Genomic DNA, 12,786 nt, shown 5'->3' with positions numbered 1-12,786 from the left:
TCCCCACCCTGAGAGAGGAGGCCGCACCATGCCGGACGAGATCTCCCGTAGCTCCGGAGAACAGTGGACACAGCACCCGCACGTCTCGCAGCACACGTCCTCGCGTCCCAGCCCGCTCAGCTCCCCACCCACCTCCGGTCCCCCCGTACCGACGGCATCCACCGAGTTCCCGGCCTTCCCCGGCCCTGACGCCATGCCGCCGCCGGTGCCGCTGAGAGTCGTCGTCGCTGACGACAACCCGGTCGTACGCGCCGGGCTGACGGTCCTGCTCCACGGCCGTGACGACATCGACGTGGTCGCGGAGGCGAACGACGGCCGGCAGGCGTACGAGATGGCGGTGCTGCACCGCCCCGACGTCGTCCTGCTGGACGTCCGGATGCCCGGAGTCGACGGCATCTCGGCCCTGCCGCACCTGGTGCGCCTGGCTCCGGTCCTGATGATGACGTACAGCCGCGAGAGCGAGATCGTCCACGAGGCGCTGCGCCTGGGCGCCGGGGGCTACCTCGTGCACGGCGAATTCACCGCCGACCAGCTGGTGGCGGCCGTCCGTGACACGAAGGAGGGCCGGGCGCACTTCACGTACTCCGCCTCCAGCGCCCTGCGCGAGTCGGTACGGGACGGGGGCGGCGGGGCCCAGGGCGGCCGGCCGCTGCCGGAAGGACTGGGGACGGCGTTCAGCGGCCCGGGCTACCGACCCGCCGCGCACCCGGCGCCAGTATCTGCATCCGCACACGGCGCGCCGAACGGGGCAGCGCCCAACCCGGTACAGAACCCGCAGGTGGGGGCAGTTCAGGGCGAGTTGGCTCCCTCGCGATTTGCGCAAAAGCCTTCGCTTCCGCAACCATCTGTGGCACATTCGTCCATAGGGGTTCCCGCGCCTGCGGCCCAGGGAATGATCGCCGAGCTGAGTGAAAGGGAGGTGGAAGTGATGGACCTGATCGCGTCGGGCATGACCAACCAGCAGATCGCGGCCACCTGCTTCATCAGCCAGAAGACCGTCAAGAACCACATCAACCGCATCTTCGCCAAGTTGAATGCCGGCAGCCGGGGCGAGGCCATCGCCGTCTGGCACCGCATGTCGTCCGGGGGGTCGACGAGGCATGGCTGACACGACGATGGGCCTGAAGGCCCAACTGGACTCTTGGGCCCGGAGTTGGGCCCGCAGGCCCATGCGACCGGGCGCGTCCCCGACGTACGTTTCTCATGTCGAAAGCGAGACCGGCCAGGAGGAAGCCGGAAGCGCGGACGACACGAAAACTTACGCAGCAGTGTCGGCCGATCCCCGGTCGGCCGAACTCGGAGGGGAACACCATGTCGAACATCACCCTGAAGGCCGCCACCGCCACGCAGACCTACATCAACGGCTGGAAGAACACGGCCGTCGAGGCCATGAAGCGCCGGAGCGACAAGGGCCAGGGCGCCATCGAGTACGTCGGCATCACGATCCTCGTGGTGGCGATCGTGGTGGCGCTGCTCAACACGGAAATGGGCGACACGATCGCGAACGCCTTCACCGAGCAGATCAACGAGGTCCTGGGCGGGTGACGCTCTTCCAACGCCGTGAGTCAGGGCAGGCCGCACCGCTGTACATCACAGCGGTGGTGGGCCTGCTCTTTCTCGCGTTGATCTTCTTTGCGTTCGGTGAAGCGGATGTCAGACGTAATGGGGCGCAGAGCGCGGCAGATGCTGCGGCGCTTGCAGCGGCCCAGGAGTCACGCAGCCGAGAAGAGATGGTGTTGCGGGCCCGCATCCTGGACAGGGCCTACCTCACCCTCGTGTTCAACGGGCCGTTTCCCGGTAGTCACAGCGGTTGCATGAAGGCGTACAGGTTCGCTGGAGAGAACGATGCCAGCGACGTCGACTGCCGGCCGCTGTTCGACGGCCGCTGGGGATACACGGTCGGCGTCAAGTCGGACAAGGGGATGAGCGCCAACCTGGTTCCGGGCACGGAGGGGAAGCGGGCCAGCGCGACATCGGTGGCTGTCGTCGATCCTCGATGCACGTTCATCCCGAACCCGGACCTGACGTCGCCGTCCCCCGGTGCGCTCGACTGTGACACCAGGAAATGGGTGATCGACCCCAAGGACCTGGCGCTCCTGCCGGACATGACCGATCTCTTCACTGTACGACTCGCCGAAGACTGATCTCAATCGAACGCAAAGGAACTGGACCGATGAGTAATCCGCACCTCAGGACCATTCGTCGCGCTGGGGGTGCTGCTGTACTGGCAGCTGTTCTGACCCTGTCGGTGACCGCATGTGGCAGCGACGCGAAGCCGGAAGCCGAGGCGGCCAAGTCATCTGCTGCACCGTCAAAAACCGATGACGAGAATGGTGGCGGAGAAACATTGCCAGACACCAGCAACGTTCTCGTGACGGTGAAGAACGATCAGGGCATCGACATGATCGTCAACAGCGCCACTCGCGACGAGGGTGGGTTTGTCACAGTCAGCGGTCAGTTCAAGAACGGCGGCGGAAAGTTCTGGACCACGCCTGTTGCTTGGAGCGGCGAGGAAACCGAAGTGAGTCGAACAGGCCGGTCCCTGGCCGGTATGACGTTGGTGGACTCGGTGGAGAAGAAGCGTTACTACGTTCTCCGTGACACGGATAACCGTCCTCTCACCACTACGGGCTTCACGCCGCGCATCGACGCCGGGGAGTCGCTCACCTTCTTCGCGCAGTTCCCGGCGCCCGCTGAGTCGACCAGCCAGGTCGACCTTCAGTTTCCGGGGTTCAACACCGCCAAGATTGAGATTTCCTGATGAGTGCAGCTATCAGCACCCACCGGGCCCGGGCCCGAGTGGCGATGACAGTGTCTGCCGGGGCTGTCGCCTTGGCCATGGCTGGTGCCCCTCAGGCCTTCGCAGATGACAGCCCGTACCCGTCGGCCTCGGCATCAGCACCGGTCGAGGTCGACCCGAACGACACCGACCTCAAGCTCCCCGACGGCGCGACCCTCGCCGCCCCCAAAGTCCTCGACATCAAGTCCGTCGTCGAGGACCTGGGAGGCGAGGAGCGCCGCGAGGACACCAACTCGGACATCAAGTTCGCTCTCCAGGCCGAAGTCCTCTTCGGCAAGGACAGTGCGAAGCTGAGCTCCGCGGCCACCGGTCGTATCAACGCGATCGCTGCGGAGATCAAGAAGCAGGACGCTAAGAAGATCCGGGTATTCGGCTTCACCGACAACCTGGGCTCGTCCGCACACGGCGACGTCCTCTCCAAGCAGCGTGCCGAAGCCGTGCACGGTGTTCTGCAGAAGGCGCTGACCGGCAGCAGCATCACGTTCGAGATCCGTGGATACGGCGAGCAGTTCCCGATCGCCAGCAACACCACGGAGGAGAACCGTAAGAAGAACCGCAGGGTGGAGGTTTCCTTCCCCCGCGCGGAGGGCTCGCAGAGCTGATCACGGTCGGAACCTGACGGAGGCGGCACACACGTGCCGCCTCCGTCAGGGACCGGCTTCGTTCTCGGTCTCTTCGGCGCGTACGAACGCTCCGAACGGTACGAGCTCGGTGACACGGCCGACGACGCTCCGGCCGATCAGTCACCTCAACTGCGGCATCGGATCTGGACCGCTGATCTCCTGACCGACGGAGACGGCGTCTCGACGGGTCGTCCCACGGGGCGCCTCGTTCGCCTGGCCCGCCGCCCACGTCGTGTCCGAACTGGTAGCGGTCAACGCAACGTTCGCTCCGCAGAAGGACTTCCACCTCTCGTGGTGCTGCCCCGTTGAGTCCGAATGGGGCGGGCCGTCCGTTGCGGGCCCGTCGATCGGCGGCGCGCAGAAATCCGGGTCCATGTTTGGGTCCTGGGGCCCATGGCGCGGGCGTTCGTGCTCCGTACGGTTGACCGCCGGGGTGGGGCGCCGCGCGCCACCATGAACGGCCGTTTCCGTTCCGGGGGTTGAGGTCACTATGTCCGTCGCCGGGGGTCTCCCGTGGTCCGGAGCGTCATCGCATACCGATGACGCTTCCCGCCGACCCATGCCGCAGCCGCTCATGGTGGCCCGCTGGCTGGTGTACGTGCTGTTCGCCGCGACTCTGTTCGGCGGCGTCGGTCTGTTGCTCACCGCCGCTTCGCTGGACGCGGTCAACGGCGCGCTGGTGGGACTCCTCCTGTACGCGGCGGCGCCGGGAACGGCCGGCTGGATCCTGGCCCGGCGTGCCTGGACCGGTGGGGTCCGCGTGTGGTGGGGCCTCATCGCCGTACAGGCATGGCTGATCCTCGGCGGACTGTCCAACATCCGTGACGGTTCGGTGCAGGGCTTCACCCAGCTCTTTCTGCCCGTCGTGATTCTCGTCTTCCTGTGCCGTGGGGAGAGCAGGCAGTGGTTCCGGCTCGCGGAGTCGCGGCGGGCCGCGCGGCCCCCCTTCTCGCTGCCCCACATGATCACGTGGCGGCGGGACCGCGGGCAGTCGGCGATCGAGTACGTCGGGCTGGTCACCCTCGTCGCGGGGATCGTGCTGGCGCTCATCCTGACCGGAGCCGGCGGTCAGATCGCCGACGGTTTCAGGTCGGCCATCTGCTCGGTCACCGGAGCGGCCTGCCCCGCCGGCGGGGCAACCGGCGAGCAGACGGTCGAGGCGGGCGCCGGGACAGAGGGGCAGACCGGCGCGAGTACGGATGGCTCCATCTCGACCGGCGGTTCGACCGGTGGTTCCACCAGCGGTACGAGCGGCGGTTCGACCGGCGGTTCGACCGGTGGAGACACCGGCGGCGACGCAGCAGGCGCGTCCGGCAGCGGTGGCACGGGCAGCGGTGGCACGGGCAGCGGTGGCACCGGCACCGGGGGAAGCACCGGCACCGGTGGAGAGACGGCAGGCGCGACCGGCGGTGAAACCGGTGGCGCCGCGGGCGAGGCCACAGGTGGAGAGACCGGCGGGGGCGAAACCGCTGGTGGCGAGACCGGCGGAGGGGACAGCGCCGGAGGGGACAGCGCCGGTACCACCGGCGGGACGGAAGGCGCCGACGAGTCCGACGAGGCCGGTGACCCCACCGATCCCTACGAGCCCATCGTCGCCGACGGGGACGATTCGGCCGGCGACGAAGGCGACGGCGAGAAGAAGGAGGAGTGCTCAGGCTTCCTCGGGTGCACCCTCGATCAGCTCGGGCAGGTCGGCGAGGGCCTGTTCGTCGACGGCATCTGGGGCGATGTCACCGACCTGTGGGACACCGTCGTCCACCCCATCGACACCATCACCGGCATCGGCGACTACGGGAAGTCGCTCGGCGACAAGTGGAGCTCGGACTCCAAGGACGCCGGCGACAAGTGGGCCGACGGTGACTACTTCGACGCGCTGACCGACTGGGGCGGCGCCTCGGTCAACACGGGAGTCAAGGTCCTGGACGACATGTTCGTCGGGGAAGAGGTCCGCGAGACCTGGGACCGCGGCGAGGAGACCCAGGCCGTCACCACCGTCATCTGGAATGTCGGGTCGCTCTTCATTCCCGGCTACGACGTGGCCAAGGTCGCCGGAAAGGCCAGCAAACTCGGCAAGCTGGGCAAGCTCGCCCAAGCGATCGCCGAGGTGTCCGACAAGGCCAAGGACGCCGCGGGCCGTGCCCGCAAGGCTGCCGGACTCGGTGACGCGGACGGAGCCCGCAAGGCGGCCGACGAGGCGCAGGAGCACGCCGACGACGCGGTCGAGAAGGCGGAGGAGCACGGCAGCTGCAGCATCGCGATGGGCGCCGCCGTCCTCGTACCGTACGAGGACGGGGAAGCCGTCCGTAAGCCTCGCGCGCCCGGAGGTGTGCCCGGCTCCGGGACGGGAATCATGGCCGCGGGACTGGCCGGATCTCCCCTGATCGTGCTCGCCGAAGGCACCTCCAGGTGCGAGGGCGAGGAGGCGGACAACGCCCGCGAGGCCCAGAAGGAGGCGGACGACGCCGACCGGGCCGCTGACGGGGTCGAACTCTCCGAGGCGGCCGAGCGGGCCAAGCAGACCATCCGGGACGCCGCCGACAAGCAGAAGACGCCCAAGTCCGAGCGCTACAGCCTCAACGAGGGCGCGGTGGACAAGCTTGTCGCGAAGGCCAAGGACGACCCCGACCCGAGCCGCGGCGAATTCGGCAAGGACGAGCTCGCCTCCGCGCTGGACGATCTCACCGACATGCTCAACGACAAGCGCATCGACACCCAGAGCCGCGGCTCACTGGGCGGCACGGTCCTCAAGGCCAACGACCGTCACCAGCTGGCCGAGGCCATGGCGGAGGCCCGAGCGGCCAAGCGCGCCGCCGACCTCGACGCGGCGGATGGCACGAAGGTGTTCGCGAGCGTCGGTGCGCAGAAGGGCCGCAAGTCGGTGGACTTCGGAGACGGCCGACCGGTCGATGTGAGCGCCATCGACGACGTGGACGTCGCGTACAAGGGCAAGGACGGCAAGGTGCACGTCGTGGAGGTCAAGAACACCGCCAACGCGACCACGCAGGCGTCCCTCCCCGCCCAGGCCAAGCGGCTCGCCGACTGGGCCCGGGAGGGCGGAGCGAACCCGCCGCGAGCGGCCCGGTACGAGATCGAGAACTCGAAGGACTGGGACAAGATCTTCAACGGATTCCAGAAGGACAAGAAGACCGGCGCGTCCCCTCCTGGCACCCCGGCAGGGACTCTCGCGGACAACGGCCTCGGCGTCCGGATCGCAGGTCAGGACGTCACTCCCAAGCAGCTGAAGGACATGGACGCCGCGTGGAACAGCAAGACGGACGCCGAGAAGCAGGCCGCGCGTGACTCCGGCAGGATGAAGGATCCAAAGAGCGCGAAGGAATACCTGGGAGTCTCGTGATGACCGTGGAACACGCGGGGAAGGAGCCCCTGCTTCCCGAGGCCGTACGCGACCTGCCGTACTCCTGGGACCTCGGCTTCGCCTGGCCGCCGGAGACACCGGAGAGCCAGGAGAACATCGCCTACGCGCGGGCCGTGCTCGAAGCATGCCTGCCCCCGGCGCCCCTCACCGAGCCCGAACCGCCCGCGGAGGTGACGCTGAAGTTCCTGGGTCCGGACGCGTCCTGGCCCGAATGGACGGAGACCAGGCGCGTGTTGCGGGAGTACATGCCGTACGCCCGCTGTGTGACGCGGGAACGCATGGCCGAGGCCGAGGCGGAGTGCGCGCGCAGGGGCTTCGACACGACGGACTTCACCGACCGGTGGACCGTCCGCATCTCCGCCTGGATCGCCGAGCAGGTCCTGTACTGGTGCGGGCTCATGGTCGACGACACCGCGGCGGTCACTCCGTGGGCGATGGAGCTCGCCGAACAGTACGCGCGGCGCGGCATGGCCGCCGAGAAGGCCGTGTGGGCGCTCCGCCACACGGCCGAGGTCCCGCAGAGCCGGGAGGCCCTGGCCCGGCTGGCCGCGGACGAGACGCTCGGTCCCGAGATCCGCGAACTGGCGGCGCAGGGTCTGGACTGAACGGGTGAGACCCGCGCCCGTGGAACAGGAGCGCGGACCCCGCGTTGCGATGGACGCAACGCAGAGTCCGCGAAGGCGGCGGGGGCAGCGGCCCCCACGGCAGCGGGCCTAGAACTTGCTGAGCTCCCAGAAGCGGAAGACCGTCGACGCGTCCAGGGTCCACTGCAGGCCGGAGATGTTCTCGTACGCCACCGCGTACTGCTTGCCCTGCCACAGGGGCAGGATCGGCAGGTCCTCGGCCACGTCCTGCTGGAGCTCGTCGAAGGCGCGCTCGGTGGCGCCGCGTTCGGCGAGGGCGGCGGTGTCCGGGATGATCCGGCCGGTGATGTCCTCGTTCACGTAGCCGTTCTGCAGGACGTTGTCCGCTCCGAAGAACGGCTGGGTGAAGTTGTCCGGGTCCGGGTAGTCCGGGACCCAGCCCTTCACGTAGACGCCGAGCTCGCCGGCCGCGATCCGCTTCTCGTACTCGTCGAAGGGCAGCGACGTGACCTTGGCGTCGAACAGTCCGCTCGCGTTGAGCTGCTTGGCGATCGCACGGAACGCGTTGTCGGTCGAGGGACCGTAACGGCTCGGCGTGGACCACAGCGTGAGCTTCACCTTGTCGGTGATGTTCGCGGAACGCAGCGCCTGCTCGGCCTTGTCCGACTGCGGGCTGCCGCCGTACAGGTCGAAGAACGCGGTGTTGTGGGCCGTGATGCCCGCCGGGACGATCGAGTACAGCGGGGTGGCCGTGGAGTGGTAGACCTCGCTGACGAGGGCGTCACGGTCCACCAGGTACGCGATGGCCCTGCGCACGGAGAGCTTTCCGGCCACCGGGTCCTTCATGTTGAAGACCAGGTGCTGCACCTCGGCGCTGGTTCCTTCGACGACGGCGATGCCCTTGTCGGCCGCGGTGGAGGACGCCTCCAGCTCGGCGATGTCCTGCGCGGCCAGACCGCGGTAGGCGACATCGATGTCGCCGTTCTGCAGCGCGGACGCCAGCTTCTTCTGGTCGCCCCGGAAGAAGTCGAGGGTGACGCCCGCGTTCTTCACCTGCGCCGTGCCCCGGTAGCCGGAGTTGACCGAGAAGACGGCCCTCGACTTGTCGAGGGACTTCAGCTGGTACGGCCCCGACCCGACGGCCTGGTTGTCCGTACGCAGGCTGTCCGCCGGGTAGGAGCGGTGGTCGACGATGGAGCCGGCGCCCGAGGCGATCTTGCTGGGGAAGGTGGCGTCGGGAACCTTGAGCTGGAAGACGACCGTCCGCTCGTCCGGCGCGGTGATCTCCGCGATCGTGGAGAGCAGCGGTGCGGGGCCGGCGGGGTCGTTGATCCTGATCGCCCGGTCGAAGGAGTACTTGACGTCCTCGGACGTGAGGCTGTTGCCGTTGCTGAAGGTCAGGCCGTCGCGGAGCGTGCACCGGTAGGTCTTGTTGCCGTTCTCGAACGCGCAGGACTTCGCCGCTTCCGGCTCCGGCGTCGAGCTCCCCCGGGGAAAACTGATCAGGGACTGGAAGACGTTGTTGAACAGAAGCCAGGATCCGGGGTCGTATCCCGAGGCCGGATCCGCGGCCAGAACGTCGTCCGACATGCCCACGACGATGTGGTCCTCGGACTCGGAGGCGTTCCCTCCGCTCTGGAGGCCGCAGCTGCTCAGAAGAGCCACCGCGAGACCGGCGCCTATGGGCGCGCTTGTCCACCGCTTGCGTACGTTCACAGAACTGCCTCGTGCTTTCGGGTCGGCTGATGCGAGGGACTCCCGCACAGCCGCCGGACCCTCCGGGCGCGGGGAAGACTCCGCGTGGTCGGACCGGGGAGACGCGCATCCATCCGCTGCATCATAAGGACGAGGTGGCGGACTCTTCGGGGTGCCCCCCTCGGGAACGGTGGGGCCGCCCCGGGAAACGGCGGCGGCGCCTCCGGAGAACGGCCCACGACCCTCGGGGAACGGCGTACGCCGCCTCACGTGCCCTCGTGCGCGTCCTCCTGCGGGACGTACGGCGGGATGGTCCAGCGCAGCACGGTCTCGCCCTCCCGGGGTTCGAGCGTGGCGGGATGGACCTGGCCCCGGAGCCGTTCGCCCCTGTGGCGCATGGAGTGGTCACCCGGGTCCCAGCCGAGGCCGAGCACCGGGCAGCCGGCGACGTCATCGGTGTCGGTCATCCGCAGCTTGAACAGGTACGCATCCGAATGGATCAAGGTTACGGGCGGACCCGTGCGCCGTCGCCGGCGTCCAGGTGCCCGTGGGGGTTCAGCCGGCGGACCGTTCCACGGCCGCGGCCACGTCGTCGAGGTCCTTCGTCACCGCCTTGGCCACGGCCTTGGAACCGAGGCCGCCGAGCAGCTTGGAGACGAGGCCGGCGAAACCGCCGGGCGGTGTGGCGGAGAACGTCATCCGGACGGTGGTGACACCGGGCCCACCCTCGGACAGGGCGAACTCCGAGACGTAGTGGGCGCCGTGCGAGTCGGCCTCGGCCACGTAGCGGGACAGCGGCTCGCACGCCGTGATCCGCATTTCCTCCGTCGCCTGCTTGCCGAACATGCGGCGGGTCTCGACCCAGCGGGTGCCCACGGCGAACGGTCCCTGGGTGAGCACCTCGACCGCCTCCACGCCGCTGAGCACCGACGGCATGGCCCGGAGATCGGTGAGCGCTTCCCAGACCTTGTCGGCGGGGGCGGCGATCCGGCGCTCGACGACGACTCTCGGATCACTCATGGTGGCGCCTCCAGGTGCGTGCGGGGTGGGCGGTCCGGCGGGGTAGGGCGGCGGGTCTGCGACACCCATCGTGCACGGTGCACCGGGCCGTCGCAGCAGGCCACGCGCTACCGCGCGCGCGGATCAGCGGATCACCGGGGGCCTGCCAGGGTTCGACGCCGGGGTCGCGGGGGGTCGCCAGGGGGTCGCCGGGCATAGCCACTTTCCTCTAGGTACCTACTGTGCGGCCGGTGTTAGCTTCGGCGCGGCGCAGCGGGGAGGACCGCCACCGGCGGCCTTCCCGCTCGCACGAGTGGGCGCAACTGAAGCTGATAGCAAGGGAGTTACACATGATCATCGTCACGGGAGCAACGGGAAACGTCGGCCGTCCGCTGGTGCGGGCTCTCGCCGCGGCCGGCGAGCGGGTGACCGCGGTGTCCCGGGGGGTCACCGCAGCCGATGTGCCGCAGGGGGTGCGGCCCCTCCGGGCGGATCTGGCGGACCCGGAGAGTCTGCGGCCGGTGTTCGACGGTGCGGACGCGCTGTTCTTCCACGACACCGGAGCCGGAGCGCACCTGCTGGACCCGCAGGCCGTACTCGGCGCAGCGAAGGCCGGGGGAGTACGGCGGGTCGTCCTCCTCTCCTCCATCGGTGTGGCCAGCCGGGCGGACTCCGACTCGCACGGCGGTACGGGCCTGGCTCTGGACCGCGCGGTCCGCCGGTCGGGGATGGAGTGGACGGTCCTGCGGGCCGGCGGGTTCGCCTCCAACGCGTACGCCTGGGCCGATGCGGTCCGTACGCGGCGCACGGTCGCCGCACCGTTCGCGGACGTCGGTCTGCCGTTGATCGACCCGTCCGACATCGCGGAGGTCGCCGCCGTGGCCCTGCGAGGGGACGGCCACGCCGGGCAGGTCCACGAACTGACCGGCCCGGCGCTCATGACGCCGCGCGGGCAGGCCGACGCGCTCGGTGAGGCGCTGGGGGAGCCGGTCCGGTTCGTCGAACTGTCCCGGGAGGAGGCCCACACGCAGATGCTCGCGTTCATGCCGGGGCCCGTCGTCGAGACCACCCTCGCGATCCTCGGCGCGCCCAACGCGGCAGAGCTCCGCGTCAGCCCCGCCGTCGAGCAGATCCTCGGCCGCCCGGCCCGGACGTTCGCGGACTGGGCCCGGCGCAACGCGGCCGCCTTCACGTAGGCGGGCCGCGCCGCCCCGAGGTGGTGCGAGGGGCGGCCGCCGGTACGCGAGCACCCGGCCGGCGCCACGGACAGGCCCCGGGTGCGTTCGTTGGGCCCTGGGGCCCAAGACGGCTGGAGCCATGACCGTTAGCGTCGGCGCCGTAGGGGTACAGAGCCCGCCCCGGCGCTCCCCCATGGCGCCGGGCCGGACGTCCCCACCCCTGCACCGCGATGGGGCTCCCGGGGTGCCCATGTGCTCATAATCTGCGGCATGGCCGACCATCAGACCCCCACCCGGACACTCGCTCCGGCGCCGCCGTCCCGCCGCCGTGAGCTCCGGCACCGTGCCGCCACGGCGTTCACCGCCGCCGCGCCCGCCCTGGGGATCTACGCCGCCGTCCGGGCCGTCGGGCTCCTCGTCTTCTGGGCCTGGGCCTCTCTCGCGGGCAAGGACGCGCTCCACCTGCTCAGCGGGCGCTGGGACTCCGTCTGGTACCAGCGGGTCGCCGCGAACGGGTACGGCTACTCCGTCACGCTTCCCGACGGCACCGTCCACTCCGATCTGGCCTTCTTCCCCCTCCTCCCCGCCCTGGAACGCGGAATCGCCGACGTGACCCCGCTCACCGTGGGCGGCGCGGGGCTGCTCGTGGCCTGGCTCGCCGGGCTGCTCGCCGCCTGGGGGATCTTCGCCGTCGGCCGGAGGCTGTACGACCGCCGGACGGGCGTGGTGCTGGCCGCTCTGTGGGGGGTCTACCCGACGGCGTTCGTGCAGTCGATGGCGTACACGGAGACGCTGTTCACCGCCCTGGCGGCCTGGTCCCTTCACGCGGTGCTGACCGGACGCTGGATCGTCGCGGGCTCCCTGTGCGTACTGGCGGGGCTCACCCGCCCCTCGGCCGCCGCGCTCGTCGCCGCGCTGGCGGTCACCGCGGCGGTCACCCTGGTGAAGGAGTACCGCGCGGGCGCCCGGGAAGGCCTGCTGCGCCGGCACACCCGCATGGTGCTCGGGGTCGCCATCGCACCGCTGGGCTGGCTGGCGTACGTGGTGTTCGTCGCCGTGCGCCAGGACAGCCCCTTCGCGTACTTCGAGGTCCAGGCGGAGTGGGGCAACAGCATCGACGGAGGGCGCGCGCTGGCCGCGTTCATCCTGGGGCTGCCCCTGCCCGCCGCCCTCGGACTGTGCGCGGCACTGGGGCTGCTGGGGTGGCTGGTGTATCTGTGTGTGCGCCAGAGGCAGCCGCTCCCCGTGCTGGTCTACGGCATCGCGATCGTCGTCATCTCCCTGATCGGCTCCGGCTACTTCGGCTCCAGGCCCCGCCTGATGATGCCCGCCTTCCCGCTGCTGCTGCCGCCCGCCGTGGCGCTGCTCCGGCTGCGTACGACGGCCCGCACCGCAGCGGTCGTCGCGGTGCTCGCCCTCGCCTCGGCCGTGTACGGGGCGTGGACGCTGCTCGGATCGGGCCCGCCCTGAGCTCTTCGCGGGTGGCACTCTGAGTGCGGGTACTCATGTGCGCCGGGCGGCCTCGCCGCAG

12 protein-coding genes are annotated in these 12,786 nt (G+C 69.7%); 9 read left to right on the top strand and 3 right to left on the bottom strand.

Annotation, left to right across the window (positions count from 1 at the left end):
• Positions 1 to 28 precede the first annotated feature (28 nt).
• The 7 genes from AB0C82_RS03320 (at position 29) to AB0C82_RS03290 (ending at position 7,404) form a co-directional block, all read left to right on the top strand.
• On the top strand, positions 29 to 1,108 hold the full coding sequence (locus AB0C82_RS03320; protein WP_362835781.1) for a response regulator transcription factor: 1,080 nt from the start codon (positions 29 to 31) through the stop codon (positions 1,106 to 1,108).
• Between the two features lie 203 nt (positions 1,109 to 1,311).
• Positions 1,312 to 1,545, top strand: a complete 234-nt coding sequence (locus AB0C82_RS03315; RefSeq protein ID WP_362835779.1) for a hypothetical protein — start codon at positions 1,312 to 1,314, stop codon at positions 1,543 to 1,545.
• Positions 1,542 to 2,144: a pilus assembly protein TadG-related protein gene (locus tag AB0C82_RS03310; RefSeq protein WP_362835777.1), complete on the top strand. Its 603-nt coding sequence runs from the start codon at positions 1,542 to 1,544 to the stop codon at positions 2,142 to 2,144. The genes AB0C82_RS03315 and AB0C82_RS03310 overlap by 4 nt, the downstream gene beginning before the upstream one ends.
• Positions 2,145 to 2,173: 29 nt before the next feature.
• Positions 2,174 to 2,761, top strand: a complete 588-nt coding sequence (locus AB0C82_RS03305; protein WP_362835775.1) for a hypothetical protein — start codon at positions 2,174 to 2,176, stop codon at positions 2,759 to 2,761.
• The gene (locus tag AB0C82_RS03300) at positions 2,761 to 3,402 is read left to right on the top strand and encodes an OmpA family protein (RefSeq protein WP_362835773.1); all 642 of its coding nucleotides are present in this window, start codon (positions 2,761 to 2,763) and stop codon (positions 3,400 to 3,402) included. The genes AB0C82_RS03305 and AB0C82_RS03300 overlap by 1 nt, the downstream gene beginning before the upstream one ends.
• Positions 3,403 to 3,982: 580 nt before the next feature.
• Positions 3,983 to 6,778, top strand: coding sequence for a hypothetical protein (locus AB0C82_RS03295; protein ID WP_362835771.1), 2,796 nt, complete (start codon positions 3,983 to 3,985; stop codon positions 6,776 to 6,778).
• A complete protein-coding gene (locus AB0C82_RS03290; protein WP_362835770.1) occupies positions 6,778 to 7,404 on the top strand; it encodes a hypothetical protein in 627 nt (208 codons plus the stop codon). The genes AB0C82_RS03295 and AB0C82_RS03290 overlap by 1 nt, the downstream gene beginning before the upstream one ends.
• Positions 7,405 to 7,512: 108 nt before the next feature.
• Here AB0C82_RS03290 and AB0C82_RS03285 read toward each other — a convergent pair whose 3' ends face one another.
• The 3 genes from AB0C82_RS03285 to AB0C82_RS03275 all read right to left on the bottom strand — a co-directional run bounded on the left by AB0C82_RS03285 (position 7,513) and on the right by AB0C82_RS03275 (position 10,098).
• On the bottom strand, positions 7,513 to 9,099 hold the full coding sequence (locus AB0C82_RS03285) for an ABC transporter substrate-binding protein (RefSeq protein ID WP_362835768.1): 1,587 nt from the start codon (positions 9,097 to 9,099) through the stop codon (positions 7,513 to 7,515).
• Positions 9,100 to 9,344: 245 nt separating this feature from the next.
• Complete coding sequence (locus AB0C82_RS03280) at positions 9,345 to 9,545, bottom strand: hypothetical protein (RefSeq protein ID WP_362835766.1); 201 nt, start codon at positions 9,543 to 9,545, stop codon at positions 9,345 to 9,347.
• Positions 9,546 to 9,633: 88 nt separating this feature from the next.
• Entirely contained in the window at positions 9,634 to 10,098 is a 465-nt protein-coding gene (locus AB0C82_RS03275; RefSeq protein ID WP_362835764.1) for an SRPBCC family protein, read from the bottom strand.
• A 329-nt stretch (positions 10,099 to 10,427) separates the two neighbouring features.
• On the opposite strand from AB0C82_RS03275, the gene AB0C82_RS03270 reads away from it, so the two are divergent.
• Together AB0C82_RS03270 and AB0C82_RS03265 are read left to right on the top strand one after the other, a co-directional pair.
• Positions 10,428 to 11,273 (top strand): NAD(P)H-binding protein, encoded by an 846-nt coding sequence (locus tag AB0C82_RS03270; RefSeq protein WP_362835763.1) that lies wholly within the window; start codon positions 10,428 to 10,430, stop codon positions 11,271 to 11,273.
• 252 nt (positions 11,274 to 11,525) lie between these two features.
• Entirely contained in the window at positions 11,526 to 12,725 is a 1,200-nt protein-coding gene (locus tag AB0C82_RS03265; protein WP_362835761.1) for a hypothetical protein, read from the top strand.
• Positions 12,726 to 12,786 lie beyond the last annotated feature (61 nt).

It is taken from the genome of Streptomyces sp. NPDC048560, from assembly GCF_040650955.1.
Taxonomy (GTDB): domain Bacteria; phylum Actinomycetota; class Actinomycetes; order Streptomycetales; family Streptomycetaceae; genus Streptomyces.
Note: the sequence above shows the minus strand (reverse complement) of the source record. Positions and strands in the feature narration are given on the sequence as shown.